Origin of the sequence: Streptomyces sp. NPDC044571, from assembly GCF_040647115.1 — a bacterium.
Taxonomy (GTDB): Bacteria; Actinomycetota; Actinomycetes; order Streptomycetales; family Streptomycetaceae; genus Streptomyces.
Window position 1 is genome coordinate 1 of sequence record NZ_JBEZBN010000052.1, and the last position, 26,714, is coordinate 26,714.

At 73.1% G+C, this 26,714-nt stretch carries 29 protein-coding genes; 12 read left to right on the plus strand and 17 right to left on the minus strand.

Going from position 1 to position 26,714, the window contains the following annotated elements:
• Positions 1-49 precede the first annotated feature (49 nt).
• On the minus strand, positions 50-502 hold the full coding sequence (locus AB0B01_RS24320; protein WP_078904414.1) for a DUF4442 domain-containing protein: 453 nt from the start codon (positions 500-502) through the stop codon (positions 50-52).
• 97 nt (positions 503-599) lie between these two features.
• Here AB0B01_RS24320 and AB0B01_RS24325 point away from each other — a divergent pair, with 97 nt between their 5' ends.
• Entirely contained in the window at positions 600-1,637 is a 1,038-nt protein-coding gene (locus AB0B01_RS24325; protein ID WP_361722826.1) for a hypothetical protein, read from the plus strand.
• Between the two features lie 77 nt (positions 1,638-1,714).
• Positions 1,715-3,055, plus strand: coding sequence for an MFS transporter (locus AB0B01_RS24330; RefSeq protein ID WP_361722829.1), 1,341 nt, complete (start codon positions 1,715-1,717; stop codon positions 3,053-3,055).
• A gap of 54 nt (positions 3,056-3,109) precedes the next feature.
• Here AB0B01_RS24330 and AB0B01_RS24335 read toward each other — a convergent pair whose 3' ends face one another.
• The 3 genes from AB0B01_RS24335 to tuf all read right to left on the minus strand — a co-directional run bounded on the left by AB0B01_RS24335 (position 3,110) and on the right by tuf (position 6,187).
• Positions 3,110-3,901 carry a fused MFS/spermidine synthase gene (locus tag AB0B01_RS24335; protein ID WP_361722943.1) on the minus strand — a complete coding sequence of 264 codons (792 nt, stop codon included), beginning with the start codon at positions 3,899-3,901 and terminating at the stop codon, positions 3,110-3,112.
• A gap of 169 nt (positions 3,902-4,070) precedes the next feature.
• On the minus strand, positions 4,071-4,916 hold the full coding sequence (locus AB0B01_RS24340) for a patatin-like phospholipase family protein (RefSeq protein WP_361722832.1): 846 nt from the start codon (positions 4,914-4,916) through the stop codon (positions 4,071-4,073).
• 92 nt (positions 4,917-5,008) lie between these two features.
• Positions 5,009-6,187 (minus strand): elongation factor Tu, encoded by a 1,179-nt coding sequence (gene tuf, locus AB0B01_RS24345; RefSeq protein WP_361722835.1) that lies wholly within the window; start codon positions 6,185-6,187, stop codon positions 5,009-5,011.
• Positions 6,188-6,676: 489 nt separating this feature from the next.
• Here tuf and AB0B01_RS24350 point away from each other — a divergent pair, with 489 nt between their 5' ends.
• The 5 genes from AB0B01_RS24350 to lnt all read left to right on the plus strand — a co-directional run bounded on the left by AB0B01_RS24350 (position 6,677) and on the right by lnt (position 10,869).
• Positions 6,677-7,426: a TVP38/TMEM64 family protein gene (locus AB0B01_RS24350; protein WP_361722838.1), complete on the plus strand. Its 750-nt coding sequence runs from the start codon at positions 6,677-6,679 to the stop codon at positions 7,424-7,426.
• Positions 7,427-7,473: 47 nt separating this feature from the next.
• The gene (locus tag AB0B01_RS24355) at positions 7,474-8,346 is read left to right on the plus strand and encodes an undecaprenyl-diphosphate phosphatase (RefSeq protein WP_361722841.1); all 873 of its coding nucleotides are present in this window, start codon (positions 7,474-7,476) and stop codon (positions 8,344-8,346) included.
• A 134-nt stretch (positions 8,347-8,480) separates the two neighbouring features.
• Entirely contained in the window at positions 8,481-8,657 is a 177-nt protein-coding gene (locus AB0B01_RS24360) for a hypothetical protein (protein ID WP_361722844.1), read from the plus strand.
• A 67-nt stretch (positions 8,658-8,724) separates the two neighbouring features.
• Positions 8,725-9,195: a nuclear transport factor 2 family protein gene (locus AB0B01_RS24365; RefSeq protein WP_361722847.1), complete on the plus strand. Its 471-nt coding sequence runs from the start codon at positions 8,725-8,727 to the stop codon at positions 9,193-9,195.
• A 48-nt stretch (positions 9,196-9,243) separates the two neighbouring features.
• Positions 9,244-10,869, plus strand: coding sequence for an apolipoprotein N-acyltransferase (gene lnt / locus AB0B01_RS24370; protein WP_361722850.1), 1,626 nt, complete (start codon positions 9,244-9,246; stop codon positions 10,867-10,869).
• Here the strand turns inward: lnt and AB0B01_RS24375 are convergent.
• Positions 10,814-11,719: a Gfo/Idh/MocA family oxidoreductase gene (locus AB0B01_RS24375; protein WP_361722853.1), complete on the minus strand. Its 906-nt coding sequence runs from the start codon at positions 11,717-11,719 to the stop codon at positions 10,814-10,816. The genes lnt and AB0B01_RS24375 overlap by 56 nt on opposite strands.
• 84 nt (positions 11,720-11,803) lie before the next feature.
• On the opposite strand from AB0B01_RS24375, the gene AB0B01_RS24380 reads away from it, so the two are divergent.
• Entirely contained in the window at positions 11,804-12,325 is a 522-nt protein-coding gene (locus tag AB0B01_RS24380; protein WP_361722856.1) for a DinB family protein, read from the plus strand.
• 118 nt (positions 12,326-12,443) lie between these two features.
• Positions 12,444-12,998: a hypothetical protein gene (locus AB0B01_RS24385; protein WP_361722859.1), complete on the plus strand. Its 555-nt coding sequence runs from the start codon at positions 12,444-12,446 to the stop codon at positions 12,996-12,998.
• A gap of 63 nt (positions 12,999-13,061) precedes the next feature.
• On the opposite strand, the gene AB0B01_RS24390 is transcribed toward AB0B01_RS24385, so the two are convergent.
• The 8 genes from AB0B01_RS24390 to AB0B01_RS24425 all read right to left on the minus strand — a co-directional run bounded on the left by AB0B01_RS24390 (position 13,062) and on the right by AB0B01_RS24425 (position 19,738).
• On the minus strand, positions 13,062-13,631 hold the full coding sequence (locus AB0B01_RS24390) for a hypothetical protein (RefSeq protein WP_361722862.1): 570 nt from the start codon (positions 13,629-13,631) through the stop codon (positions 13,062-13,064).
• A 49-nt stretch (positions 13,632-13,680) separates the two neighbouring features.
• Entirely contained in the window at positions 13,681-14,349 is a 669-nt protein-coding gene (locus AB0B01_RS24395; RefSeq protein WP_361722946.1) for a uracil-DNA glycosylase, read from the minus strand.
• 112 nt (positions 14,350-14,461) lie between these two features.
• Positions 14,462-16,045: an ABC transporter substrate-binding protein gene (locus tag AB0B01_RS24400; RefSeq protein WP_361722865.1), complete on the minus strand. Its 1,584-nt coding sequence runs from the start codon at positions 16,043-16,045 to the stop codon at positions 14,462-14,464.
• A gap of 152 nt (positions 16,046-16,197) precedes the next feature.
• The gene (locus tag AB0B01_RS24405) at positions 16,198-16,959 is read right to left on the minus strand and encodes an SDR family oxidoreductase (protein ID WP_361722868.1); all 762 of its coding nucleotides are present in this window, start codon (positions 16,957-16,959) and stop codon (positions 16,198-16,200) included.
• Between the two features lie 20 nt (positions 16,960-16,979).
• Positions 16,980-17,741, minus strand: a complete 762-nt coding sequence (gene fabG, locus AB0B01_RS24410) for a 3-oxoacyl-ACP reductase FabG (protein WP_361722871.1) — start codon at positions 17,739-17,741, stop codon at positions 16,980-16,982.
• 144 nt (positions 17,742-17,885) lie between these two features.
• The gene (locus AB0B01_RS24415) at positions 17,886-18,269 is read right to left on the minus strand and encodes a DUF3037 domain-containing protein (protein WP_361722873.1); all 384 of its coding nucleotides are present in this window, start codon (positions 18,267-18,269) and stop codon (positions 17,886-17,888) included.
• Positions 18,266-19,105, minus strand: a complete 840-nt coding sequence (locus AB0B01_RS24420) for a HipA family kinase (RefSeq protein WP_361722875.1) — start codon at positions 19,103-19,105, stop codon at positions 18,266-18,268. The genes AB0B01_RS24415 and AB0B01_RS24420 overlap by 4 nt, the downstream gene beginning before the upstream one ends.
• Positions 19,106-19,123: 18 nt before the next feature.
• Entirely contained in the window at positions 19,124-19,738 is a 615-nt protein-coding gene (locus tag AB0B01_RS24425) for a cysteine hydrolase (RefSeq protein WP_361722877.1), read from the minus strand.
• Positions 19,739-19,813: 75 nt separating this feature from the next.
• Between AB0B01_RS24425 and AB0B01_RS24430 the strand changes: the two genes are divergently transcribed.
• On the plus strand, positions 19,814-20,272 hold the full coding sequence (locus AB0B01_RS24430) for a pyridoxamine 5'-phosphate oxidase family protein (protein ID WP_361722880.1): 459 nt from the start codon (positions 19,814-19,816) through the stop codon (positions 20,270-20,272).
• Positions 20,273-20,287: 15 nt separating this feature from the next.
• Here AB0B01_RS24430 and AB0B01_RS24435 read toward each other — a convergent pair whose 3' ends face one another.
• Entirely contained in the window at positions 20,288-21,187 is a 900-nt protein-coding gene (locus AB0B01_RS24435; RefSeq protein WP_361722883.1) for a LysR substrate-binding domain-containing protein, read from the minus strand.
• A 38-nt stretch (positions 21,188-21,225) separates the two neighbouring features.
• Between AB0B01_RS24435 and AB0B01_RS24440 the strand changes: the two genes are divergently transcribed.
• Entirely contained in the window at positions 21,226-22,263 is a 1,038-nt protein-coding gene (locus tag AB0B01_RS24440) for a DMT family transporter (protein WP_361722886.1), read from the plus strand.
• An 85-nt stretch (positions 22,264-22,348) separates the two neighbouring features.
• On the opposite strand, the gene AB0B01_RS24445 is transcribed toward AB0B01_RS24440, so the two are convergent.
• Positions 22,349-23,680: an aminotransferase class I/II-fold pyridoxal phosphate-dependent enzyme gene (locus tag AB0B01_RS24445; RefSeq protein WP_361722889.1), complete on the minus strand. Its 1,332-nt coding sequence runs from the start codon at positions 23,678-23,680 to the stop codon at positions 22,349-22,351.
• A 37-nt stretch (positions 23,681-23,717) separates the two neighbouring features.
• Here AB0B01_RS24445 and AB0B01_RS24450 point away from each other — a divergent pair, with 37 nt between their 5' ends.
• The gene (locus tag AB0B01_RS24450; protein ID WP_361722892.1) at positions 23,718-24,428 is read left to right on the plus strand and encodes a pyridoxamine 5'-phosphate oxidase family protein; all 711 of its coding nucleotides are present in this window, start codon (positions 23,718-23,720) and stop codon (positions 24,426-24,428) included.
• On the opposite strand, the gene AB0B01_RS24455 is transcribed toward AB0B01_RS24450, so the two are convergent.
• Both AB0B01_RS24455 and AB0B01_RS24460 read right to left on the minus strand, forming a co-directional pair.
• A complete protein-coding gene (locus AB0B01_RS24455; RefSeq protein WP_361722895.1) occupies positions 24,410-25,453 on the minus strand; it encodes an EamA family transporter in 1,044 nt (347 codons plus the stop codon). The two genes, AB0B01_RS24450 and AB0B01_RS24455, sit on opposite strands and share 19 nt — an antisense overlap.
• A 149-nt stretch (positions 25,454-25,602) precedes the next feature.
• Positions 25,603-26,565: an EamA family transporter gene (locus AB0B01_RS24460; RefSeq protein ID WP_361722898.1), complete on the minus strand. Its 963-nt coding sequence runs from the start codon at positions 26,563-26,565 to the stop codon at positions 25,603-25,605.
• Positions 26,566-26,714 lie beyond the last annotated feature (149 nt).

Genomic DNA, 26,714 nt, shown 5'->3' on the forward strand with positions numbered 1-26,714 from the left:
GCCGCGCCCGGCGGGCGCGGCCCCCACAAGTGCCGCCGGTGCGGCTCGGCTACGCGTTGGGGCGCAGCGTCCAGACCACGGTCATCTCGCCCGTCACGGCCTCGTCCTCGCGCTGGATCGCGATGGTGACGGGGAACTCGGGGCGGCCGCCCGCGTCGAGTTCGGCGACGACCTCGGCGGCCGGGCGGCCGAGGGTGGCGGTGGCCGTGACGACGCCCTTGGCGAGCTTCTTGTAGCCGATCTCGGCCTTCACCGCCAGCGGCACGGCACGCGAGAGCTGGTCGCCGAAGGCGGCGAGGACGATGGCGCCGCTCGCGGACTCGGCGAGGGTGAACATGGCGCCGGCGTGCGGGCCGCCCACGTGGTTGTGGAAGTCCGGCTGGTCCGGCAACCGGACGACCGCGCGCTCGGGGGTGGTCTCAAGGAACTGGAGGTTCAGGGTCCGGGCCATCGGCACGGTCGCGGCGAGCAGTTCGCCCACGTTCATCTGATCTGCGCTCATGAGGGGCGATGTTACCCGCGGGTAGATACGCTTGGCCAGACCCGACGCCGGGGGCGGCCGTGACCATCCGGGCCCGCTCCCACTATCGTTACCGGCCATGTGGCCAGGACAGCAGCAGCCGCCCGGGGGACAGCCGAACCCTCAGGACGCGCAACAGAACCCGTACCAGCAGCAGCCGGGACAGCCGGGGCAGCCGAACCCGTACCAGCAGCAGCCGGGCTACGGGTACCCGCAGGCGGGCTACCAGACCCCTCCGCCGGTGCAGCCGTGGGGGCAGCAGCCCCCCACCGCGCCCCTGCAGGCCGCGGCGCCGCAGGGCGGTGGCGGGAGCCCGTACGCCACCAAGACCGTGGCCATCGTCGCGGCGGCCGCCGTCGTCGTCGTGGCGGCCGCGACCGGCGCGTTCGTCCTGACCCGGGACGACAAGAAGGACGACCGGGCCGAGGACAAGCCCGCCGCCGCCTCCTCGGCGCCGGCCTCCTCCTCCGCCGCGCCCGCGTCTCCGGGCACCAACCCGCGTGCGGGCGGCGACGCCAAGCCGCTGATCCCGGGCTGGAAGGTCGTCGTCAACCCGAACCACGGCACGGCCTTCGACGTCCCGCCGGAGTGGAACGTCGCGAGCGCCGGCGTCATGACGGGCTTCGAGGACGAGAAGAAGCACGACGGGTCGACCGTCGTCATGATGTCCGCACCGGCCTACCTCAAGGAGGACTGGTGCAAGGTCGACTCCAACAAGGACGGCCGCGAGGAGACGACCTCGCTGGCCGGGACCGGCACCAAGGGCGCCCAGGGCGCCAAGGACACCGCGGAGGCGGCGACCAACGCGGCCGACTCCTGGGCGTTCGCGGCGTACGCGCAGAGGGCACCCAACCCGCGGGAGGCGGTCAAGTCCACGCCGCCCAAGGACTTCACCACCTCGTCCGGCCTGAAGGGCAGCATGGCGACGGCGACCGTGTCGGGTCTGCCGAAGGCGAGCAAGTGCGACTCGGACGGGAAGGCCGTCGCGTTCAGCTTCAAGAACGCCAAGGGTGACTTCGCGACCTGGGTCCTCTACGGCGCCGCCGGCGTCCAGGGCGAGGTCACGCAGGAGACCTACGAGAAGATCATGAGCACGGTACGCCTCAGCACCGGCTGACCGGCCCCCCTCGCCGTCCACGCCCCGGTCCGGATATCCGTTTGGATTCTCGGGCCGGGGCGTGAATAGTCCCGGGGGTGAGCCCCTCCCCCACCGCCCCGCCGCGTACGTCCGCACGCCGTGGCCGGCCCGCCTGGGCCGGCCGCAACTACACCCTGCTGACGAGCGCCGCGGTCGTCACGAACCTCGGCAGTCACGGAGCGCTCATCGCGGCGGCCTTCGCCGTCCTGGAGTCCGGCGGCTCCGGCGGGGACGTCGGCCTGGTGGCGGCGGCCCGTACGCTGCCGCTCGTCGCCTTCCTGCTGATCGGCGGCGCCCTCGCCGACCGGCTGCCGCGCCACCGCGTGATGGTCGCGGCGAACGCCCTCAACTGCCTCTCCCAGGCGGCTTTCGCGGTGCTCGTCCTCGCCGGGGACCCGCAGCTGTGGCAGATGATGCTGCTCACCGCGCTCTGCGGCACCGGTACGGCCTTCTTCAACCCGGCGGCCGAGGGCATGCTGCTCTCCAGCGTCTCCGGGGAGCACTCCAACCGCGCCTTCGCCCTGTTCCGGATGGCGATGAACGGCGCGGGCATCGGCGGGGCCGCCCTCGGCGGAGCCATGATCGCCGCGATCGGCCCCGGCTGGGTCCTGGCGGTGGACGCGGCGGCGTTCGCCCTGGCGGGCGTGCTGCGCGCCTTCCTCGACGTCGGCCACGCCGGCGACCGGGCTCCCGGCGGCGGCCTGCTGGCCGACCTGCGGGAGGGCTGGGTCGAGTTCCGGACCCGTCCCTGGCTGTGGAGCATCGTGCTCCAGTTTTCGGTGGTCGTCGCCGTCGTCGGCGCCGCCGAATCCGTCTACGGTCCGCTCGTGGCCCGCGACCAACTGGGCGGGCCCGCCCCCTGGGGCCTGGCGCTGGCCTTCTTCGGCATCGGCACGATCGCCGGAGCGGTCCTGATGATGATCTGGAAACCACGCCGCCTGCTGCTGGTCGGCACCCTGTGCGTGTTCCCCTTGGCGCTGCCGTCGGCGGGCCTGGCGGTGCCGCTGCCGGTGTGGGGCCTGTGCGCGGTGATGCTCGTGAGCGGCGCGGCCATCGAGGTGTTCGGGGTGAACTGGATGACGACCATGCACCAGGAGATCCCGGAGGAGAAGTTCTCCCGGGTCTCCGCGTACGACTGGTTCGGCTCGGTGTCGATGCTGCCGCTGGCCACCGCCGTGGCGGGTCCGGTGGAGTCGGCCTTCGGGCGCACCTCCGCCCTGTGGGGCTGCGCGACGCTGGTCGTCCTGGTCACGGCGGCGGTCCTGGCCGTGCCGGACGTCCGCCGCCTCACCCGCAGGACACCACCCCCGAAGGCCGTCTCCCTCCCCGCCGCGGCCGCTCCCCTCGCCGCTGCCCCCGCAGGTCCGGCCGTCGCCTCCGGTCCCGCCGACGGGTGAGGCCTGGTGCCGCCGGCAACGGCGGCGGGCGCGAGGGCGGGGCCCAACTCCAGCTCAACCCAGGCTGAACGCGCCCTCCGGAGGCTCCGGCGAAGCCACGGCCTGCGCGTCGGAGACGGGCACCGCACCCCGCATGAACCGGGCCAGTGCGGGCCCGTCCTCCACCCTGGCGGGGAACGCGTCCGCCGCGCACCGCCGCGCCAGGACCGCCGCCGGCAAGGGCTCGTCCGAGGCCAGCAGCACCGCGTTCCCGAACCGCCGCCCGCGCAGCACCCCCGGCTCCGCGATCAGTGCCAGCTCCGCGAACACCGTGCCGAAGTTGGCGAGCTGCGCCCGCAGGAAGCCGAAGGGGGCGCCGTCCGCCAGGTTGGCGGCGTACACCCCGCCCGGCCGCAGCACGCGCGCCGCCTCCCGTGCGTACTCCACCGACGTCAGCGGGGCCGGTACCCGCGAGCCGCCGAACACGTCGGCCACCACCAGGTCGGCGCTCGCCGGCTCCGCGCCCGCCAGCCAGGCCCGCGCATCGGCGGTGTGCACGGTGACGTCGGCCCCGGCGGGCAGCGGAAGGTGCTCCGCGACCAGCTCCACCAGTCCGGCGTCGAACTCCACCACGGTCTGCCGGGACCCCGGACGGGTCGCCGCCGCGTAGCGCGGCAGCGTCAGGGCGCCCCCGCCGAGGTGCAGCAGGTCCAGCGGGATGCCCGGTTCCGCCGCGCAGTCCAGGACGTGCGCGAGCCTGCGTGCGTACTCGAACTCCAGGTGCTCCGGATCGTCGAGGTCCACGTACGACTGCGGGGCCCCGTCCACGGTGAGCAGCCAGGCCCGCTCCCGGTCCACGTCCGGCATCAGCTTGGCGGTGCCCTGGCCCACGTCGCGGACCACAGGGATCTGTTCGTCGCTCACCGGACCATTGTCCGGCAGGCGGGACGGCCGGACCGCCGCCGCCAGGGCAACCGCCATGGTCGGGGCAACCGCCATGGTCGGGGCGACCGCCGCGTCAGGAGGACCGCCGCCGTCAGGAGGACCAGACGGCGGCCGCCTCGGCCACGTGCTCCGCCGCCTGCACGAGCCCCGCTCGCGCCGCCGGATCCCGCCGCGCCGGGTCCAGCACGTTGCGGCCGAACACCTTGCGGGCCTGGGGGGACGGGGTGATGAGCAGCACCCGCGCCCCCGCCTTGCGCAGTCGGGCCGCCTGCACGGCCGGCGAGGGAACGAGCCCGGAGCCGAGCGACATGGGGGCGAGGATGACCACCCGGGCGTAGCCGGAGGCGAGGTCGGCGTTGGTGGCGGAGCGGATCCCGCCGTCGATGAACCGCCGCTGCCCGACGGTCACGGGCGGCCACACCCCCGGCACCGCGCAGCTCGCCGACACCGCGTCGACCAGCCCGGCCCCGCTCTCCCGGTCGAAGGCGGCCAGTTCACCGCTCAGGGCGTCGACGGCGGTGACGACGAGCTTCCGCTCCGGCCAGGTGTGCGAGACGAGTCGGGCCGCCAGCACCTCGCGCCGCTCGGCCTCCGCGGCGGTCTCGGCGGCCAGCGCGAGCGCGCCGACCCGCCTGCGGTAGCTCTCCGCGTCCCGCGAGCGGATCATCGCCGCGGCGTACCGGGCGACGAGCCCCGCTCCGAGCCGGGCAGCGGTTTCCCCGGCCGGATCGCCGAGCTGGCGCTCGTACAGCTCGCGCGGGGTGAGCAGCCCGGAGGTGAGCTGGGCGCCGACGACCGAGCCCGCCGAGGTGCCGACGACGAGGTCGGCGGTGCCGAGGTCCACGCCCGCCTGCGCGAGGCCGTAGAGGATCCCGGTCTCCCATCCGATGCCGGTCAGGCCCCCGCCGCCGAGCACCAGTGCCGTGTCGCCGCCCATGCCGGCCCCTCTTCTCGCCCGTGGTGAGGGCAGTCTCGCTCAAGCGGACTGCCGACACCACGGCGGGGTGCGTCCGGCGACCCGGCGGGGGCTCAGTCGAGCACGGTCGTCACCGTTCCCGCGCCGACGGTCCGGCCGCCCTCGCGGATCGCGAAGCCGAGCCCCGCCTCCAGCGGGACGTCCCGGCCGAGCTCCACGGTCATGGTGACCGTCTCCCCCGGCCGGGCCACCCCGGCCCCGCCCAGGTCCACGTCGCCCACCACGTCGGCGGTACGGATGTAGAACTGCGGCCGGTAGCCCGACACGACCGGTGTGCTGCGCCCGCCCTCCCGCGCGGCCAGCACGTAGACCTGCGCCGTGAAGCGCCGCCTGGGCACGACGCTGCCGGGCGCGGCGACGACGTGGCCGCGGCGGACCCCGTCGCGCGGCACCCCGCGCAGCAGCAGTGCCACGTTGTCCCCGGCCTCGGCGGACTCCATCGGCTTGCCGAAGGTCTCCAGGCCGGTCACCACGGTCTCCGCGGCCTCGTCGCCGCCGAGCAGGCAGACCCGGTCGCCCAGCCGGACGCTGCCGCGCTCGACCGCGCCGGTCACGACGGTCCCGCGTCCGGTGATGGTGAGCACGTTCTCCACCGGCAGCAGGAACGGCGCGTCCGTGTACCGCACCGGCATCGGGACGTACGTGTCCACCGCGTCGAGCAGCGCCTCGATCGCCGCGGTCCACCGCGGGTCGCCCTCCAGCGCCCCGAGCCCGGAGACCCGTACGACCGGCGCGGCGTCACCGCCGTAGCCGTGGGCGGTGAGCAGCTCGCGTACCTCCAGCTCGACCAGGTCGGTCAGTTCCGGATCCCCCGCGTCGGCCTTGTTCAGGGCCACCACGATGTGGTCGACGCCGACCTGCCGGGCGAGGAGCACGTGCTCGGCGGTCTGCGGCATGACCCCGTCGAGCGCGGAGACGACGAGGATGGCCCCGTCGAGCTGGGCGGCGCCCGTGACCATGTTCTTGATGTAGTCGGCGTGGCCCGGCATGTCCACGTGGGCGTAGTGCCGGGTGTCGGTCTCGTACTCGACGTGCGTGAGGTTGATGGTGATGCCGCGCCGGGCCTCCTCGGGGGCCCGGTCGATGCGGTCGAACGGCACGAAGGAGGCGCCGCCGCGCTCGGCGAGGACCTTGGTGATGGCGGCGGTGAGAGTGGTCTTGCCGTGGTCGACGTGACCCATGGTGCCGATGTTGAGGTGCGGCTTGGTCCGCACGAAGGCCGTCTTGGCCATGATGTCTTTTCCCGTGGCTCGAAGCAGATCGGGACCCCTGGAACGAGCCGACCCTCCCCCTGCGGGGTCCGCCGGACTGTCCGGGAAGGGTCAGCTTCGTGCGCCGTCGAATGCGGCGGAGGCGTATGCCTCGAAGGGCAGGACGGCAGCCTTCGGCGCGTCCGCGACTGCGGACGGCGCTGCGGGGAAGGCGTACCGGGACATGCCGACGATCCTGCCGGACGGGCCGCTGGTCGTCGACCGAATTTCCGTCCGGGCCGGGCCTCTTGACTCCCCCGGCCACCGCGGGAGGTGCCGCGGCCGGCGGAGGGGGCGTCCCGCTGCGCTGCGCTCAGGGCGCCGGCCGCGCCCGGGTCCGCCTCGGCAGCGCCACGGCACCTGGACCGCCGCCCGCGGCCGGCGGCGACCCCGCGGCCCGCCCGCAGGCCGTGGGGCCGGGCGAGGCGGGCGTCACGGCACGCGTGCGCCTGCGTCGGTTAGTCTCCCGGAATGTCCCTCCTCCTCGCGCCGTGGACCCGGCTGTCGCTGCTGGCCGTGCTGCTCGCGGCGGCCGGCGTCTGCGTGCTGCTGTACGAGCCGCAGCGCATCCTCTCGGAGGGCTGGCCCCCGGGCCTTCCCGTGGGCACGGCGGCCTTGCTCTTCGCCGCCGCGTACGGGCTCTGCACGGCCGCGCTGGTGCCCCGCCCGCTGCTGAACCTCGCGGCGGGGGCCCTGTTCGGTGCCCCGCTCGGGCTGGCCGCGGCGGTGGCGGGCTCGGTCCTCGGCGCCGGTATCTCCTTCGGCCTGGGCCGGCTGATGGGCCGGGACGCGCTGCGGCCCCTGATGCGGGGCCGCTGGCTCAAGGCCGCGGACAACCAGCTGGCCCGGCACGGGTTCCGCTCGATGCTGGCGGTGCGGATTTTCCCCGGCCTGCCTTTCGCGGTGGCCAACTACGGCGCCGCGGTGTCGCGCTGCCGCTGGGTGCCCTTCCTGCTCGCCACCGCGATCGGCATCGTCCCGAACACGGCCGCGTACGTCGTCGCGGGTTCCAGCGCCGCCTCCCCCGGCTCCCCCGCGTTCCTGGTGTCGTTCGGGTTCATCGCCGTCTCGGCGGTGGCGGCCGCGGTGGTCGGATGGCGCAAACGGCACCGGCTGGCGCCTGCGCCGGAGCCCGTACACGCGCTCGAACCGGCGCCTGACATGCGCCGGGCGACCCCTCAGCACCCCCCTGTGGTCAGCGCCGCTTCCCACGGGCCCTAGCATCGGAGCGAACTGCCCGACGATCACAAGGACGAGCGCACCCCGACATGAGCTGGTTCGAATCCCTAATCCTCGGTCTCGTCCAGGGGCTTACGGAGTTCCTCCCGATCTCCTCCAGCGCCCACCTCCGGCTGACTGCGGCATTCGCCGGCTGGGAGGACCCGGGCGCGGCCTTCACCGCGATCACCCAGATCGGCACCGAGGCGGCCGTGCTGATCTACTTCCGCAAGGACATTGCGCGGATCATCTCCACCTGGTTCCGCTCCCTCTACACCAAGGCGCTGCGTTCCGACCAGGACGCGAAGATGGGCTGGCTGGTCATCGTCGGCTCGATCCCGATCGGTGTGCTGGGCATCACGCTCAAGGACCAGATCGAGGGCCCGTTCCGGGATCTGCGGCTGACCGCCACCATGCTCGTCGTGATGGGCGTCGTGCTCGGCATCGCCGACCGTCTGGCCGCGCGCGACGAGGAGGGCGGCCGGCACCGCGCCATCCGCGAGCGCAAGACGCTCAGGGAGCTGGGCGTCAAGGACGGTCTGATCTTCGGTCTGTGCCAGGCGATGGCGCTGGTCCCGGGCGTCTCCCGGTCCGGTGCGACGATCTCCGGCGGTCTGCTGATGGGCTTCACCCGCGAGGCGGCGGCCCGTTACTCCTTCCTGCTCGCCATTCCGGCCGTACTGGCCTCGGGCGGCATGGAGTTGAAGGACCTGGGCGAGGGCCACGTCTCCTGGGGCCCGACGATCTTCGCCACGGTCATCGCCTTCGTGGTCGGCTACGTGGTGATCGCCTGGTTCATGAAGTTCATTTCCAGCAAGAGCTTCATGCCCTTCGTGGTCTACCGGATCCTGCTCGGCATCCTGCTGTTCGTCCTGGTCGGCATGGGTGTGCTCAGCCCCCACGCCGCCGAGTCGGCCGGGTAGCCGCGCCGCCGTCACCGCTTCGCGTGAATCGGAGGCCGTTCGGGAACGTTCCCGGGCGGCCTCCGCGTCGTTGTGCCTGAAGAGACCTGTAGGAGACCTGAAGAGACCTGAAGGCGAGCAGCAGGGGGTGTCCCATGAGCCGAGTGGTGTTGGAGCGGTTCCCGGCCGGGAGTCCGAGGGGAAGCTGGCCGGCCGAGGAGTACGCCGCCCAGCAGATGCGCGACGGCGTGCCGGCCGAGGTGGTGATGGATCTGGCCACCGACGCGTTCCTGGTGGTGGTCAGACAGCGGGAGGCGCATTCCGGTCACTGACGCCCTCCGGTGGATCCGGCCGCGCACGCCCCTTGGCCTCGCGGCCCGGCGCCCCCACACTGTCCCGATGACGCAGCGTGTGGATCTCGCGACGGTCATGGACCGGATGGCGATCGACGAGGTGGTCTCGGGGTACGCGGTGGCCGTGGACGACGGCGACTGGGCGGCCTACCGCGCGCTCTTCACCGCGTCCGGGCGCGCCGACTACCGCTCGGCGGGCGGCATCGAGGGTCCGGCGGCCGAGGTCGCGGACTGGCTCGCGCAGACCATGGCGCTGTTCCCCGTGCGCCAACACCTCATCGTCAACCGGCTGGTCCGGCTGGCGGCCGGGTCCGGCTGGCCCGCCGAATCCGCGGAGGTCCGGGCGGACTTCCTGAATCCCATGCGCCTCGCGGGTCCCGAGTTCGACGGGTCGGTCACCGCACCCAATTTCGTCGCGGCCGGGCGTTACACCTTCGCGCTCGCCCGCACCGCCCGGGACGGCTGGCGGCTGAGCCGGGTCACGGTGCACGAGAAGTGGCGGCACGTGTCCGCCTGAGCGAGCCGGTGGTCCGGCCCTGTCCCACACTGGAAGCGGAGGCGCGTCATGCTGCTCGCGAAGCGGACCCCGTGGTGGCGTGCCGCGGCGGCGGTCGCCGCGGGAACTCTGCCCTGCCTGGCCTTCCCCGCCCCCGCCCTCTGGTGGTTCGCCTACGCCGCGCTCGTGCCCTGGATGCTGCTGCTGAGGTCGGCCCCCACCGGGCGGCGGGCCGCTCTGGAGGGCTGGCTCGGCGGCTGCGGGCTCATCCTCGCCGTCCACCACTGGCTGCTGCCCAGCCTGCACGTGTTCCTGGTGCCGCTGGCGGCGCTGCTGGGCCTGCTGTGGATCCCCTGGGCGCTGCTGGTGCGGGAGTTCCTCGGCGGAACGCCCGCGGGGAGCCGGGCGGGCGCCGCGCTGGTCCTCGTCCCGGCGGGCTGGCTGCTGGCGGAGCAGGCGCGCTCCTGGCAGGGGTTGGGCGGGCCGTGGGGGCTCCTGGGGGCCAGCCAGTGGCAGGTGACGCCCGCGCTGCGTCTGGCCTCGGTGGGCGGGGTGTGGCTGGTGAGCCTGGTGGTGGTGGCGGTCAACTGTGCGCTGGTCCTGCTGGTCGCCGTGCCCGGGGCCCGGGTGCCCGCCGTCGCGGGGATGACGGGGTGCGCGGTGCTGACGGGGGTGGTGTGGCTGTGGGTGCCCCGGCCGGAGGTGTCCGGGACGCTCCGTGTGGCCGTCGTGCAGCCCGGACTGGTGGCGGACGGGCCGGACAGCGCGGACCGGCGGTTCGCCGTCGGCGAGCGGCTGACGCGGGAGCTGACCGGACAGCCGGTGGACCTGGTGGTGTGGGGCGAGAGCAGCGTGGGCGCCGACCTTGTGGCGCAGCCGGACCTGGCCCGGCGGCTGGCGGCACTCTCCGCGGAGGTCGGGGCTCCGCTGATGGTGAACGTGGACGCCCGGCGCCCGGGCGGCGCGGGCGCGGGCACGAGCACGGGCCCGGAGGCGGAGGCGGCCGCGCCGGCAGGAGCGGCGGCGGGTGGCAGCGGCGGCATCTACAAGAGCTCGGTGCTCGTCGGCCCCGGCGGCCCGACCGGCGACCGGTACGACAAGATGCGGCTGGTCCCCTTCGGGGAGTACATACCGGCCCGGCCGCTGCTCGGCTGGGCCACCTCGGTCGGCCGGGCCGCCGGCGAGGACCGCCGCGGCGGTGCTAGCCCGGTCCTCATGGACCTGCCCGGACGCGCAGGCATCCGCCTGGGGCCGCTGGTCTGCTTCGAGTCGGCCTTTCCGGACATGAGCCGCCACCTCACCCGTGAGGGCGCCTCCCTGCTCCTCGCCCAGTCGGCGACCTCCACCTTCCAGAACAGCTGGGCCCCCGCACAGCACGCCTCGCTGGCCGCCCTGCGTGCCGCGGAGGACGGCCGCCCGGTGGTGCACGCGACCCTGACCGGCATCAGCGAGGTGCACGGTCCCTCGGGCGAGCGGATCGGCCCGGCGCTCGCCACCTCGGAGAGCCGGGCGCAGGTGTACGAGGTCCCGCTCGCCCGGGGAACGACCTTCTACGTGCGCTTCGGGGACTGGCCGGTGGGCGCGGCGCTCGCCCTGCTGGCGGCGTACTGCACGGCCGAGGGCTCCCGCTCGCTCGGGCTCAGGAAGCCTGCCCCAGAGCCGACAGCACCACCCGCTCGCACAGCTCGTGGGTGAGCAGCGCGTCGCGGGCGCTGAGGGTCCGCCCGGCCTCGACGGCCTCCAGGAAGGCGTCCACGACCTGTTCGATTCCGCGCTGGCGGGCGACGGAGACCCAGTCCCCGCGGCGGCGCACGGTCGGCTGGCCGCGGTGGTCGATGACCTCGGCGAGGTTGACGACCTGCCGCTTGGTGTCCTGACCGGAGACCTCCAGGATCTCCTCGGTGGAGCCGGACAGGCGGTTCATGATGCCGAGCGCGGTGAAACCGGGGCCCGAGAGCTGGAGCACCACCTGGTACATGAGGCCCTCGCGCAGCTGGGCCCGGACGTCGACGTGGTCGGCTTCGCCGGGCAGCAGGAAGCGCAGGGTGTCGACGACGTGGATGAAGTCGTCGAGGACGAAGGTCCGCGGATCCTCGGGCAGGCCGACCCGGTTCTTCTGCATGACGATCAGCTCGCGCGGGTGGTCGGCGCACTGCGAGTAGCCGGGCGCGTGGCGGCGGTTGAAGCCCACGGCGAGTGAGACCGCGCGCGCCTCGGCCAGTTCCACCAGCCGTCGGGAGTCGACGAGTTCGTAGGCGAGGGGCTTGTCCACGTACGTCGGCACACCCTCCTCCAACAGCCGCGTGACGATCTCGGGGTGCACGGTGGTCGGGGCGTGCACGAACGCCGCGTCCAGGCCCTGGGCGAGGAGCCCGTCGAGCGTGGCGTGCCGGCGGTCGGCCGGGATGTGGTGAACCTCGCCGATCCGCTCCAGCGTGGCGGGGGTGCGGGTCTGCAGGTGCAGCTCGACGCCGGGGCGGGTGGTGAGGACGGGCAGGTACGCCTTCTGGGCGATGTCGCCGAGTCCGATGACGCCGACCTTCACCGAGGGCCTCCAGGTGTGCTGCTTGCAGGACGCCCGCAGCTTAATCCCTGGTGGCGGGCGCCCGGTTCGCCGAGGATGTCGACCATGACCACTTCGGGATCACACCGCACGGAACCGTCCACCTCCGCGAACGAGCGGGACATGCTCGACGGCTGGCTCGACTACCACCGGGCCACCCTCGCCTGGAAGTGCGAGGGGCTCACCGACGAGCAGCTGCGCCGCAGCCCGCTCGCTCCCTCGGAACTGAGTCTGCTGGGCCTCGTACGGCACATGGCGGAAGTCGAACGCTACTGGTTCCGCGAGGTGATGCTGGGCGAGGAGCTGCCCGAGCTGTACTGCACGCAGGAAGACCCGGACGGGGACTTCCACTTCACCGACAAGGCCACCTGGGCCCAGGCGGAGCAGGTGTGGCAGACCGAGGTCGAGCTGGCGCGCCAGGCTGCCGCAGGCCGTTCGCTGGACCTGATGTCACGGCCCGAGAGCCACCACCGGGGCGAGGCGTTCAGCCTCCGCTGGGTCTACACGCACATGATCGAGGAGTACGCGCGCCACAACGGGCACGCGGACCTGCTGCGCGAGCAGATCGACGGCGCCACCGGCGACTGATGTCCCGGGGCGCGCGGGCGGGCGCGGGCCGGTGTCCGGCGGATCCGCGTCACCCGTGCGGGGTCAATATCGGCTCCCGGTTTTCACAAGGGGGTCCTCGCACAGCAGAGTTGCGCGGGTGCACCCAACCCGAACCACGACGAAGCTGCTGCTCGGAGTCGCCTGCGCCGTTTCGGCCGTCTCCGGCTGTGTGACTGTGACCCCCGCCCCGATGCAGCCGGCGGGCGGCCCCGGCGCTGCGGGGGCCGCGCCGCGCCACGAGCCGCGCGGCGGTCCGGGGGCCACCGCGGTGGAGGTCCGGGCGCCCGCGCTGGAGGCCCTCAAGGCGGTACCGGAGCAGAGCGGCCGGCCGGTGTCCTCCGCGGCCCCGGCCGGCCGGCCGGCCGCTGCGCAGGGCACGGCGGGGGCGGCCGGTACGGCGGCGGAAGGCGGTGGCTCGGAGGCCGTGCCTCCGGTGCCGGACATCCCGGAGCCCCGCAAGCCCGCCGGACGCGCACCGGCGGGCAGAGGCGGGCGTCACGACCCGAAGGAGGCGGGAGCCGAGGTGCCGCGCGAACTGATGCGGGAGCTGCCGGTCCGCCCGGCCGACGTGTGCGCCCTGGGCCGCCGCCACGGCCGCTGGCAGCCGGACAGCCCGGAGGCCCGGATCTGCGCGGGCGTCCACGGCGGCTGAGGCACCCCCGGCGTCCACGGGCGGCTGAGGCCCCTGTGGGCGTACGCGCCCGGTGCGGCCCCCTTACGGATACTGCTCCGGGAAGCGTCGGGGCGGCTCGGCCGGCTCTGCGGCCAGGTGCCGCTCCAGCCGGGCGATGGCGGCGCGCACGCCGTTGCCGTAGCCGTCGTCGGACAGCGCCCCGGCGGCGGCCCTGGCCCGCGCCAGGTGGGCGCGCGCCGCCTCGCCGCGCCGTAGTTTGGCGTAGTCGGCGGCCAGGTTGAGGTGCAGGGACGGGTAGAAGACGCGCACCGCCGGATGCGGCTCCTGCTGGGCGGGCCGCCCGTCCCGCCGGCCGGGCCGCAGTGTGTCGGCGGCGGCCAGGGCCCGCAGGTCCCAGGCCAGTTCGTCGGCGGGATCGTCCTGGGCGTCGGCCAGGTAGTGCGCGAGCGTGCACCGGTGGAGCATGTCGCCGTCCTCGCCGATCTCGTTCCAGAGCTCGCCGAGGCGGTTGCGGGCCTCCTCGCGGTCACCGGCGTGCAGCAGGATGACCGCCTGGCCGATCCTCGTCATGACGGCGTCCTCCGACGCCTCCTGCTGCTCGGTCACGGCGGCCTCCGGCTTGCTCTGCCAGACCTGCTCCGGTCTGATCATCAAACGCTAGCCGGAGCCACCGGCAATGGCGCCGAGGCGCGGTGGGGCGTCAGCCGAGGTCCGGGATCCGCCAGTCGATCGGCGCATGGCCCTGCGCGGCGACCGCCTCGTTGATCTGCGTGAAGGGGCGGGAGCCGAAGAACTTCTTCGCCGAGAGCGGGGACGGGTGGGCGCCCTTGACGACCGCGTGCCGCTCCTCGTCGATCAGCGGCAGCTTCTTCTGGGCGTAGGCGCCCCACAGGACGAAGACGGCCGGGTCGGGGCGCTCGGCGACCGCGCGGATCACCGCGTCGGTGAACCGCTCCCAGCCCTTGCCCTTGTGCGAGTTGGGCTCGCCCTCGCGGACGGTGAGGACCGCGTTGAGCAACAGGACGCCCTGCTCGGCCCACGGCATCAGATAACCGTTGTCCGGGATCGGCGTGCCCAGCTCGGCGTGCATCTCCTTGTAGATGTTGCGCAGGGAGGGCGGGGTCTTGATCCCGGGCCGCACGGAGAAGCACAGCCCGTGCCCCTGGCCGGCGCCGTGGTAGGGGTCCTGGCCGAGGACCAGGACCTTCACCTGGTCGAAGGGAGTGGCCTCCAGAGCCGCGAAGACCTGCTCGCGGGGCGGATAGACCGGCCCGTTCGCCCGCTCCTTCTCGACGAACTCGGTGAGCTCTTTGAAGTAGGGCTGGTCCAGCTCCCCGCCGAGGACGGGGAGCCAGGACTCGGGCAGCATCTGGGTCACGTCGACAACCTCCGGTACAAGTGTGCGCAACTGCGTGGTGCAGTGCTCAGAACCTACCGGGGGCCACTGACAGCGCCCCATCCGCCCGGCTCCGCGCGGGCGGTCACCAGCTGGTTTTGCGGTACAGCTCCCACATCTGGAAGACGGTCTGCGGGTCCAGGGCCCGCTCGCCGCCCGCGATGTCCTCCCGCGCGGCGACGTACAGCTTGCCCTGCCACAGCGGCAGCAGCCGGACGTCGTCGGCGAAGATCTGCTGCGCCCGCTCGAACTCGCGCACGCCCGCGGCACGGTCGCCCTCGCGGCGGGACTTGGGCAGCAGGTCGCCCAGGATATCGGCGTTCTCGTACGGGGTGCCGACCGCGTTCTCCTTGCCCACGAAGGGCGCGATGAAGTTGTCGGGGTCCGGGAAGTCGGGGAACCAGCCTCGGCCGAAGACGGGGTACTCGCCGTTCTTGTAGCCCTCCTGGAACGCCTTCCAGGGCTGGCCGCGCAGGGTGACCTTGAAGAGGTTGGTCTCGTCCAGCTGGCGCTTGATCTCGGTGAACTCGTCCGCGGTGGAGGCGCCGTACCGGTCCGTGGTGTACCAGAAGGTCAGCTCCACCTGCTGGGTGATGCCGGCGCTCTTGAGGATCTTCCTGGCCTTCTCGACGTCCGGCTGGCCGTAGGTGTCGTAGAAGGGCGTCTTGTGGCCGACCACGCCCTTGGGGACCATCGAGTACAGCGGCTCGGCGGTGCCCTGGTAGACCTTGGAGACGAGTGCGCCGCGGTCGAGGATCTGCGCGATGGCCTGGCGGACCGGAAGCTTGTTGACCGCCGGGTCCTTGGGGTTGAAGACGAGGTAGCGGATCTCGGCGCCGGTGTTCTCGACGACCTGGACGCCCTGCGCGTGCGAGGCGGGGGTCTGGAGGTCCTTGATCTGGGGAGCCGACAGACCGCGGTAGGTGGCGTCGATCTCCTTGTCCTTCAGCGCGGCGACCATCTTGCCGGCGTCCGCGAAGTAGCGGATGGTCACGCCGTCGTTACGGCGGTTCGCGAAGCCGTTGTAGCTGCCGTTCTTGTTGAGCACCGCCTCCTTGCCCTCGTCGTACGAGTCGAGCACGAAGGGGCCGGAGCCGGTGACCTTGCCGTCCTCGCGCACCTTGTCCGCGGGGTAGTCCTTGGGCGCGACCAGGGAGGCGGCGGGCGAGCCGAGGACGAAGGGGAAGGTCGCGTCGGGGGTCTTCAGGTGGAAGACGACCGTCAGGGGGTCCGGGGTCTCGATCTTGTCCAGGGTGCCGAAGAGGTCCTTGGGGCCGGTCTTGGAGCCGATGGTCCGGATCCGGTCGAGGGAGTGCTTGACGGCCTTGGCGTCGAGCACCTCGCCGTTGGAGAACTTGAGGCCCTTGCGCAGGGTGCAGCGGTAGGACTCGTTGGCCGAGTCGGTGAACTCGCAGTTCTGTGCGGCGTCGGGCTGGGGCTTGGTGGAGCCCGTGGGGAAGGCCAGCAGGGTCTGGTAGACGTTCCGGTACAGCTCCCAGGAGCCGTCCCAGGCCGCGGCGGGATCGAGGGTGGACGGTGCGCTCGTCGTGCCGACGACGATTCTCTTCGCGGCGTCACTGCTGTCGTCCGAAAGCAGACCGCATCCGGCGAGCAGGGATATGGACGCAAGGGCCGCAGTGATCTGCAGGCATCTGGTCCGGTTGAACACGTGCACGCTCCTCGATCAGCCAGGGGTGCGGCAGACCCTACCGCAGTGCATCACAAAACCAATGGGCAGGTTTCATGAGGCACTTGACCGATTACGTGCACATTAGGTACGCATTTGCCTCCCTTCTGGAGGCAAATGCGTCCGATTATCGGTCAGTGGACTCCGGCATTGAGGAACATTCCTCCGTCAACGACCAGGGTTTGACCGGTGATCCATTCCGCTTGTGCAGATGTAAGAAAAGCCGCAGCTCCGCCGATGTCCTCCGGGACCCCCAGCCGGCCGAGCGGATAGGCCGCCGAGGCCTCCTGCTCCCGGCCCTCGTAGAGCGCCTGGGCGAATTTGGTCTTGACCACCGCGGGGGCGATCGCATTGACCCGGACCCCGGGCGCCATCTCGTGGGCGAGCTGCAGCGTCAGATTGATCATGGCTGCCTTGCTCATCCCGTACGCCCCGATGAAGGGCGAGGCGGAGACGCCGGCGATGGAGGCGATGTTCACGATCGCCCCGCCGTTGTCCTTCTGCCAGGCGTGCCAGGTCCGCTGGGCGAAGCCGAGCGCCGAGATCACATTGGTCTCGAAGACCTTGCGCGCCACCCCCAGGTCCAGGTCCGCGATCGGCCCGAAGACCGGATTGGTGCCCGCGTTGTTGATCAGGAAGTCGACGCGCCCGAAGGCCTCCATCGTGCGCTCTACCGCAGCGGCCTGATGGCCCTCGTCGTGCGCCTTGCCCGCGACACCGATCACCCGGTCCGCGCCGAGTGCCTCGACGGCCTCCTTGAGGGCGTCCTCGCTCCTCCCGGTGATGCACACCCGGTCGCCCCGGGCGACCAGCGCCTCCGCGATGCCGTAGCCGATGCCCCGGCTCGCGCCGGTGATCAGCGCGACCTTCCCGCTGTCCGTTCCCTCGTACGCCATGACGTGGAACCTTCCTCTCGTCAGTTGAGCGGGCCGCCGGCCACGTACAGGACCTGGCCGGAGACGAAGCCGGCGGCCTCGCCCGTGAAGAAGGCGATCGCGTTCGCGATGTCGTCCGGACGGCCGACGCGCTGCACCGGGATCTGGGTGGCCGCGGCGGCCTGGAACTCCTCGAAGCCCATGCCGACGCGGGCGGCCGTCTGGGCCGTCATCTCCGTGACGATGAAGCCCGGGGCGACGGCGTTGGCGGTGACGCCGAACTTGCCCAGCTCGATGGCCAGGGTCTTGGTGAAGCCCTGGAGGCCGGCCTTGGCGGCGGAGTAGTTGACCTGGCCGCGGTTGCCCAGCGCCGAGCTGCTGGAGAGGTTGACGATGCGGCCGAACTTCGCGTCCACCATGTGCTTCTGACACGCCTTCGACATCAGGAACGCGCCGCGCAGGTGCACGTTCATGACGGTGTCCCAGTCGTTCTCGCTCATCTTGAAGAGCAGGTTGTCGCGCAGCACGCCCGCGTTGTTGACCAGGATGGTCGGCGCGCCGAGGGTGTTCGCGACCCGCTCGACGGCCGCCTCCACCTGCGCCGCGTCGGATACGTCGCAGCCGACGGCCAGGGCCGTGCCGCCGGCCGCCGTGATGGCCTCGACGGTGTCCTTGCAGGCCGCCTCGTCAAGGTCGAGTACGGCCACGGCGCGGCCCTCGGCGGCCAGGCGTACGGCGGTGGCCGCGCCGATGCCCCGGGCCGCCCCGGTCACGATCGCGACGCGCTGCTCGGTGGTGGACATGGTGGATCTCCTCGCCCTCGGAATCCTGGGTCGGCGGTGCCCGGTAGGTGAGCAACCGCTTAGTAGCTTCAGCTGAGGAGACGCTAGGAGCCCTGGCACCCGGTGTCAACGGCACCGGGCCCCAGGGCCCCCAGGTCGTACGGATCAGCGCACCAGCAGGTCGAGCAGGCGTTCCACTTCGGCCTCCGGATCGGCCGTCAGGCCGGTGTGCACCGGACCCGGCTGGACCACCGTGCTGCGCGGTGCGATCAGCCAGCGGAAGCGGCGCCCGGCGTCGTCACCCGCCGCCTGGCCCGCCTGGTCGCCGCCCGTGCACACGCCCTCCACCCCGTGCAGCGCCGCCCGTACGCCGGTCACATCGGCCTCCGGGTCCAGTGCGAGGAGCTTCGCCTCGTCGAGGTGGGTGCGCGCGGCCACGTACGAACGCGCCCGGCAGTAGACGATCACTCCCGCGTTGAAGCACTCGCCGCGCTCCACCCGGGGCACCACGCGCACCAGCGCGTACTCGAACACATCCCGCTTGGTCACTCGCTGTCGCTCTTCTTCTTCCGGGGCTGGGGGGCGAGGCGTTCGGCCAGCCAGCCGGGCGGACCGGACCGGGCCTTCACCGCGGCCTCCATCGAGATCCTCTCGTGGATCGCCGCCGCGCGCGGCAGCAGCACGTCCACGTACGCCTGGCGGAGGGCGTCCGTCGAGTCGAAGCCCGGCTCGTCCACCAGCCACTCGTCGGGTACGTCGGCGGCCACTTCGGTGAGCAGTTCCCGGGTGACCAGGGGCGCGAGCTCCTGCGCGGCCGCCGCGACGTCCGGGCCGAAGGGGGCCAGCACGTGGTCGGAGGCGTTGTAGGGCTTGGCGGCGGCGGCCTCGGCGGTGGGCCAGTTGTGGTGCCAGATCATGGTGGCGCCGTGGTCGATGAGCCAGAGGTCACCGTGCCAGACCAGCATGTTCGGGTTGCGCCAGGACCGGTCGACGTTGTTGATCAGGGCGTCGAACCAGACCACGCGCCCGGCCTCGGCCGGATCCACCTGGTACGCGAGCGGGTCGAAGCCGATCGAGCCGGGCAGGTAGTCCATCCCGAGGTTGAGCCCGCCGCTGGCCTTCAGCAGCTCCTGGACCTCCTGGTCTGGCTCACCGAGCCCGATCACGGGGTCGAGCTGCATCTGCACCAGCCTCGGCACCCGCAGGCCGAGCCGCTGGGCGAGGCGGCCGCAGATGACCTCGGCCACGAGCGTCTTGCGCCCCTGGCCGGCTCCGGTGAACTTCATGACGTAGGTACCGAGGTCGTCGGCCTCGACGATTCCCGGGAGCGAGCCGCCCTCACGCAAAGGCGTGACGTAACGGGTCGCGATCACTTCGGACAGCATCCGGCCAGGTTACGGGGGTCAGCGCGCGGAAGCCCACTGAGTAAGGAGGGCTTCGGTCGTGGTGATGGCCGCGACCAGCGCGAGGGAGTTGCGGATCACCTCGGCGGTGTAGGCGGCGGGCACACCGGTGACGGCGTCGGAGGGGACCACCACGTCGTAGCCGAGGTTCACGGCGTCGAAGACGGCGTTGGGGATCGCGATGTTCGAGGAGACCCCGGTGACGACGAGCGTGCGGATCCCGAGGTTGCGCAGCAGGGCGTCGACATCGGTGCCGGCGATCGGTGAGAGCCCGTGCAGCCGGCGGACCACCAGGTCGCGGCCGCCCACCACGATGGGCGCCGCCACCTCGACCGCCCTGCTCCCCGTCAGCTGCCGCACCGGCAGCTTCCCGGCCGCCCGGAACAGGCGCGCGTTGGCGTTCGCGCCGAGGCCGTCGGGCCGCCGCTCGGCGACCGCGTGCAGCACCTGCACGCCGGCCCGGTGCGCGGCGTCGACCAGGGCGGCCACCCGTCCGAGCATGCCCGAGTCGCGGGCCTCCTTGGCGAGTTCGGGCAGGGCGCTCTCCTCGCCGACGACACCGTTCTGGCATTCGACGGTGAGCAGCGCGGTGGTGGCGGGATCGAGGTGCGGCATGACTCCCCCTGGTGTGACGGCCCAAGAGGCCGCATGATTCCTGACACACAGTCAGATGTGAAGGGGTGCGAACGGATGGACGGCACACAGCGGCGGGGCCGCCGCATCATGATGACCGGCGAGGAAGTGGACGCCTTCCTGCGCGAGCAGCGCACCTGCCGGGTGGCCACGGTCTCCACGAACGGCGGTCCGCACGTGGGCGCCCTGTGGTTCGCCTGGGACGGCAGCTCGCTGTGGCTGTACTCGATCACCCGCAGCCGCCGCTGGTCCGATCTGCGCAAGGACCCGCGGATCTCGGTGGTCGTGGACGCGGGTGAGGCGTACGGCGAACTGCGCGGGGTCGAGCTGTCCGGCAGCGCCGTCTTCGTGGGCGAGGCGCCGCGCACGGGCGAGCCGTGCGCGGAACTGGAGGAGGTGGAGCGCCTCTTTCCGGCCAAGAACTTCGGCATCGCGGAGATGACCCACGACGGGCGGCACGCCTGGATCCGGCTGACACCCGACTCGGTCGTCTCCTGGGACTTCCGCAAGCTGTAGGAGATCCGGGCCGCTTCAGAGCTGCGCGGCGACCTGCCTGAGGGCCGTGACGGCGGCCCGGATCGAGGGCCGACGGTCGGCGTCCGCCCGCCATACGGCGTACACGTGGCGGCGGACGGCGTCGCTCACCGGCAGCAGCCGCACCCCGGCCGGCACCGGGCCGCGCCCGAGCCGCGGCGTCACGCACACCCCGAGCCCGGCCTCGACGAAGGCGAGCTGGGTGTGGTGCTCCTCCGCGATGTGCGCGATGCGGGGCTCGATGCCGATGCCGCGCAGGGTGAAGACCAGCCACTCGTGGCAGAACTGGCCCTCGTTCCAGGAAATCCATTCGTCCTCGGCGAACTCGGCCAGGGAGATCTTCTCCCGGTTGGCGAGCGGGTGCCCGTCCGGGACGGCGATGTCGCAGGAGTCGTCCAGCAGGTGCGCGCGCGTGAGCTCGACGGGCACCGGCATACGCTTGTTGTGCCAGTCGATGGCCAGCGCCAGGTCGAGGTCGCCGCGTACGACCGCCGCCATGCTCTCCTCGGGCTCCTGCTCCCGCACGTGGGGGCGCAGCTCGGGGTGTTCACCGCGCAGCGCGTTCAGCGCCTGGGGCAGCAGTCCCCGCATTGCGGTGGGGAAGGCCCCAATGCGCAGCGCACCGACCGCGCAGCCCCGCTGGGCCTCAACGTCGGCCTGGGCGAGTTCCACCTGGGAGATGATCCTGGCCGCGTGGTCGGCCAGCAGCCGGCCGGCGTCCGTGAGTCGGACGCCCCGCCCGTTCTTGGCCAGGAGGGGCTGGCCGACCTCGCGCTCCAGCTTGGCCATCTGCTGGGACACCGCGGAGGTGGTCACGTGCAGCCCGTCGGCCGCGCCGCTGACGGAGCCGTGGCGGGCGAGGGCGTCGAGGGTGCGCAGGCGCTCCAGGTTCAACATGTAAGCGATGCTACGCCGTCACCGTGAAGAAATCTCGCTTGCCCTACGAAGTCATGCGGAGCAGAGTACACCCCATGAGCGCACCCACCCTGCCCCGCACCGCCCTCCCGCCCACTGCCTCCGCCTCCCGGACGACCCGCCTCGACTGGCGGCTGCGGTTCGCCTTCCTCTCGGTGATCTGGGGCTTCAGCTTTCTTCTGATCAAGGTGGGCACGCAGGGGTACGCACCCTTCCAGGTCGCCCTGGGGCGGGTCCTGTTCGGGGCGCTCGCCCTGCTCACCGTGCTGCTGGTGCGCCGCGAGCCGCTCCCCCGCGGTCGGCGCATCTGGGGCCACCTCGCGGTGGCGGCGCTCCTGCTGAACACGGCCCCGTTCTCCCTCTTCTCGTACGCCGAACTGAGCATCCCCTCCAGCCTGGCCGGCATCTGCAACGCCACCTCGCCGCTGTGGGGCATGGCGCTGTCGCTGGTCGCGCTGTCCGAGGACCGCCCCACCCGCCGCCGGTTCGCCGGGCTGGGCCTGGGCTTCCTCGGGGTGCTGACCGTCCTCGGCGCCTGGCAGGGCTTCTCCGGCATCGACCCCAAGGGCACCGCGCTCGCCCTGCTGGCCTCGCTCTGCTACCCCGTCGGCTGGATCTACGTCCGCCGTACCCTGGCCGCGACGCCGAGCTCGCCGGTGGCGCTGACCGGCGCGCAGCTCCTGCTCTCCACGGGCCAGCTGCTCCTCGTCAGCGCGGTGTTCACCACCGCCCCCGCGTCCTTCCCGCTGTGGCCGACCCTCTCGGTCGTGGCCCTGGGCGCCCTCGGTACGGGTCTGGCCCTGCAGATGCAGTACGGACTGGTGGCGGAGGTGGGTCCGACCACGGCCCAGATGGTCACGTACTTCATCCCCGTCATCGCCACCACGGCGGGTGTCCTGCTCCTCGGCGAGCACCTCCACTGGAACACCCCGCTGGGCGCGGCGATCGTCCTGGCGGGCGCGGCCCTCAGCCAGACCCGGCCGAGCGGGTCGCCGGAGCGGCGCCGGGCGGACCGGCCGAAGCTGCCGGGCCGGTTCCGCCGGCGGGTGCAAGGCTGAGCCCCCTCCGGCTCGGGGCTCCGGGACCGGCCCCGGCCTCCGGGTTCCGGGGCCGGGCGCCGGGCGCCGGGCGCCGGGCGCCGGTTCAGTCGAAGCGGCGTCCCGGGGACGGGCGGACCGCCGCGGCCACGGCGTCGGCGAGGGAGGCCACCTCGCCGATCCCGATCCCCGACACCGTCACGCGTACGCCCGGCCCCGACTCCACGCGGAACCGGCCGCCGGGAGCCACCGCCCAGCCCGCCGCCAGCAGCCGCGTCACCACCGCCGTCTCGTCCACGACCGGCACCCACACGTTCATCCCGCTCCGCCCGTGCGCCCGCACCCCCCGCTCCCGCAGCGCTGCGACCAGCCCGTCGCGCCGTTCCCCGTAGGACCGCGCCACCGCCGCCCGGTCCACAGCGCCCGAGGTCCACAGCTCGATCACGGCGTACTGGAGCAGCCGGCTCACCCAGCCCGGGCCCAGCCGCTGCCGGCCCCGCACCCGGTCCAGCGTCACGGAGTCACCGGTCAGCACCGCGAGGCGCAGGTCCGGCCCGTACGCCTTCGCCGTCGACCGCACCAGCACCCAGTGCCGGGTCACCCCGCCCAGCGGATGCAGGGGGAGGTCGACGATGCCGTGCCCGTGGTCGTCGTCGATGACCAGCACCTCGGGATGGCGGGCGAGCACCTCCCGCAGCTCCCGCGCCCTGGGCCCGCTCACCGCCGCGCCGGTCGGGTTCTGCGCCCGCGCCGTCACCACGAGCGCCCGCGCACCCTCGTCCAACGCCCGCTCCACCGCCCCGACCAGCGGGCCGTCGTCGTCGACCGCCACCGGCAGCACGCGTAGGCCGAGCGCCGCCACCAGGTCCAGCGCGCTCCCCCACCCGGGGTCCTCGACGGCCACGGCGTCCCCCGGCCGCAGATGCGCGGCCAGCACCCGCTCGATCGCATCGAGCGCGCCGGAGGTCACCGCCAGCGGCCCGGCCGGCACCCCGTCCGCGTCCAGGTCCGCCCGGGCCAGCTCCGCGAGCTGCGGCACCACCGGGTCCTCCCCGTACAGGGTCGGCGCCTGGGCGGCACGCCGCGCGGCCGCGGCCAGGGCCCCGTCCAGCGGCGGCAGCAGCCCGAGATCCGGATTGCCCTCCTGCACGTCCCGTACGCCCGCCGGCACCGCCACCCGCAGCGCATCGCGCGGGGCCGTGGCGGGCCGGGCCAGGACCCGGCTGCCGCGCCGCCCGTCCGTCTCGATGACCCCGCGCTCGCGCAGCGTCCGGTACGCGGCGGCCACGGTGTTCGGGTTCACCCCGAGCAGTCCCGCGAGCTCGCGCATCGGCGGCAGCAGCGCCCCCGGCGCGAGGGCGCCCGATCCGACGCCCGCTTCGACGCTGGCCGCGATTTCCGATGCGCGACGTCCTACGATCCGATACTCTCCTAGCACAAAGCCAATTATGCACTAGTACAACGGAGCTCGCACCATGACCGCCACGACCGAGACGCACGAGACGAACGGGCCAGACGGGACCCCCGAGGCGGCCGCCGCCTACGAGCCCACCGACCGGACCGTCCCGACCCGCTCGCGCGAGCGGGCGAGCTACGACCGCGAGACGGTCCACGCGATACTCGACCAGGCCTACGTCTGCCACCTCGGCTTCGTCCGCGACGGCGCCCCGGTGGTCCTGCCGACCCTCTACGGCCGCGTCGGTGAGACCCTCTACGTCCACGGCTCGACAGGCTCGCGCCCCCTGCGCGCGGCGGGCCAGGCGGACCCCGGGCTGCCCGTCTGCCTGACCGTGACGCATGTCGACGGCCTGGTGCTCGCCCGCTCGGCCTTCCACCACTCGATCAACTACCGCTCGGTCGTGGTGCACGGCACGGCCTACCAGGTGACCGACGAGGACGAGCGCCGGATGGCCCTCGACGCCCTCGTCGACCACGTGGTCCCGGGCCGCTCGGCCGACTCGCGGCCCGCCAACGCCAAGGAACTCGCCGCCACCGCGGTGATCCGCCTCGACCTGGCCGAGGTGTCCGCGAAGATCCGCACCGGCGGCCCCAACGACGAGCCCGAGGACATGGACCTGCCCTACTGGTCGGGCGTGGTCCCGGTCGCGCCGGTGCACGGAACTCCGGTCCCGGCCGACGACCTGGCCCCCGGGATCGCCACGCCGGACTACCTCGCGGCGCTCTGAGCCGGCGCGGCGGCGGGCCTGTCCTCGGGCCCGCCGCCCGCAGACCCGCCGGCCGCCGGCCCGCCGGCCGCGGGCCCGCTCCCGGCCGGCCTGCCCGCCTCGGCCGCGATGAGCGCTCCGACCGAGCTCAGCAGGAGCACGGTGCCCAGCACCACCGAGCCCGTCAGTCGCTCGCCCAGCAGCAGAACGGCCAGCACCGCCGCACTGACCGGCTCGATCAGCATGATCACCGACACGGTCGCGGCCCGTACGGCGGCGGCCCCGGTGAAGTACAGCGCGTACGCCAGCGCCGTCGGGACGGTGGCGACGTACACCAGCAGCCACAGCACCCGCCCCGGTTCGGCGGTGTGCGGCAGCAGCCCCTCCAACGCGGCGAGCGGCAGCAGGCACACGGCGCCGACCGCGACCGACCAGGCGGTGGTGACCAGCGGATCGCCGCCCGCCCCGCGCCGCCCGAGCAGGCGGGCCCGCAGGGTCATCCCGGCGTACCCGGCGGCCGACAGCAGCGCCAGGCCGACCCCGAGCGGCCGCACCTCACCGCCCCCGCCGCCGAGCACCAGGACCGCGAGCCCGGCGAGCGCGCCGGCGACGGCGGTCACCCCGCCCCGGCCGAGCCGCTCGCCCATCCAGTACCGCGCCCCGAGCGCGATCAGCACGGGACCCGCCCCGAGGGTGACGACCGTGCCGACCGCGAGGCCGGTCTCGTGCACGGAGCCGAAGTACGCGGACTGGAACAGCGTGAACATGAGGCCGGTCCCGATGAGCGATCCCACCGAGGGCCGCTCCCGCTCCCGGCCCTGCCCCCCGCGCCGGCCCGGCCGGCGTACGGCGAGCACCCCGAGCAGCACCACCAGCCCGCCCGCGCAACGCCAGAACGACAGGGCGAGGGGGCCGAGGTCACTGGCCAGGAAGAGGAGGGAGGCGGCCGCCCCGGCGGTGCCCCAGGCGGCTCCGGCGACGACGAGATACAGCAGACTGCGCCCGGCAGCGGGCGAATGGTTCGACACGAGAAGTGCTCCGCGCATGCGTGTGAAGGATGAAAGAGGCAGGTCATCGCTTCGCGGGCAGCACGAACCAACCCGGGGTCCGCCCGGGCCGGGTCTTGGCTTGGTGGCAGCCGCCCGCGCTACGCGGCGGGAGGCGGAAGCACAGCGGTCGAAGGCATGCCGCCACCCTAGGCGGTGGTCGTCTCCCGGTCCAACGCGGGGGCGGCGGGGTCGCCGGCCCCCGGCGGAGTCTGCCGCGAGGACTGCGCGATGAAGGCCCCGCCCAGCACCAGCGCGCCGCCGACGATCTGCGGGGTCGAGAGGTGCTCGTTCAGCAGCACCCACGCGAACACGGTGGCCACGACCGCTTCGAGGCAGGCCACCACACCGGCGACCTGAGGCGAGAGCCTGCGCACCGAGACCACGCCGGTCAGGTACGCGAAGACGGTCGCGACCAGCACCACCCAGCCGAGCAGCAGCAGCGCGGGCACCGTCAGAGCGCCCATCCGGGCCGGACCGCCCAGCACCTGCCAGTCGATCCGCCACGGCCGGGCGATCACCGTCATCACCAGCGCGCCGACGAGCATGCCGTACGCGATGACGCCGAGCGGGTCGGGCACGTCCTCGCCGTCGGCGCCCTGGTCGGCGAAGACGAAGTAGAAGGCCTGGCAGCAGGCGGCGGCGAGGCCGAGCAGCACCCCGAGGGGGTCCAGGCTCAGCCCGGACCAGATCTCCACCACGCAGGCCAGCCCCACGACGGCCACGGCGGCCCCGGTTGCGGCCGCCCGCGTCACCGGCTTGCGCTGCACGAACCGGATCCAGCCGAGAAGGAGGGCCGGGCCGAGGTACTCCAGCAACAGGGCCACGCCGACCGGGATCCGGGACAGGGAGGCGAAGTAGAAGGCCTGCACGCCCGCGACGGCGACCAGGCCGAATCCGGCCAGCAGCAGGGGCTTGCGGAAGACGAGGTCGCGGTGGCGCCAGGCCAGCGGGGACAGCACCAGCGCCGCCCCGGCCACCCTGAGCCACACCATGTGCAGCGGATCCAGACCCGCTTCGATGAGCGGCTTGGCCGCCACTCCCGAACCGCCGAACGCGACCGCCGAGACCAGCGCGAGGCCCAGTCCGGCGTTTTTCCCTGAGGCTTGCATCCGGCCATCATGACAGGGCTCGTCAGGACCGTCACAGCGGTGACGCCTGTTGAGACGCACCCGGTACCCGCCATGACCGGGCCGACGGTTTCTGACAGGTCGTCAGTATTGAATGTTCCACCCGCCGGGGCTACGTTCCGCCGCACGTA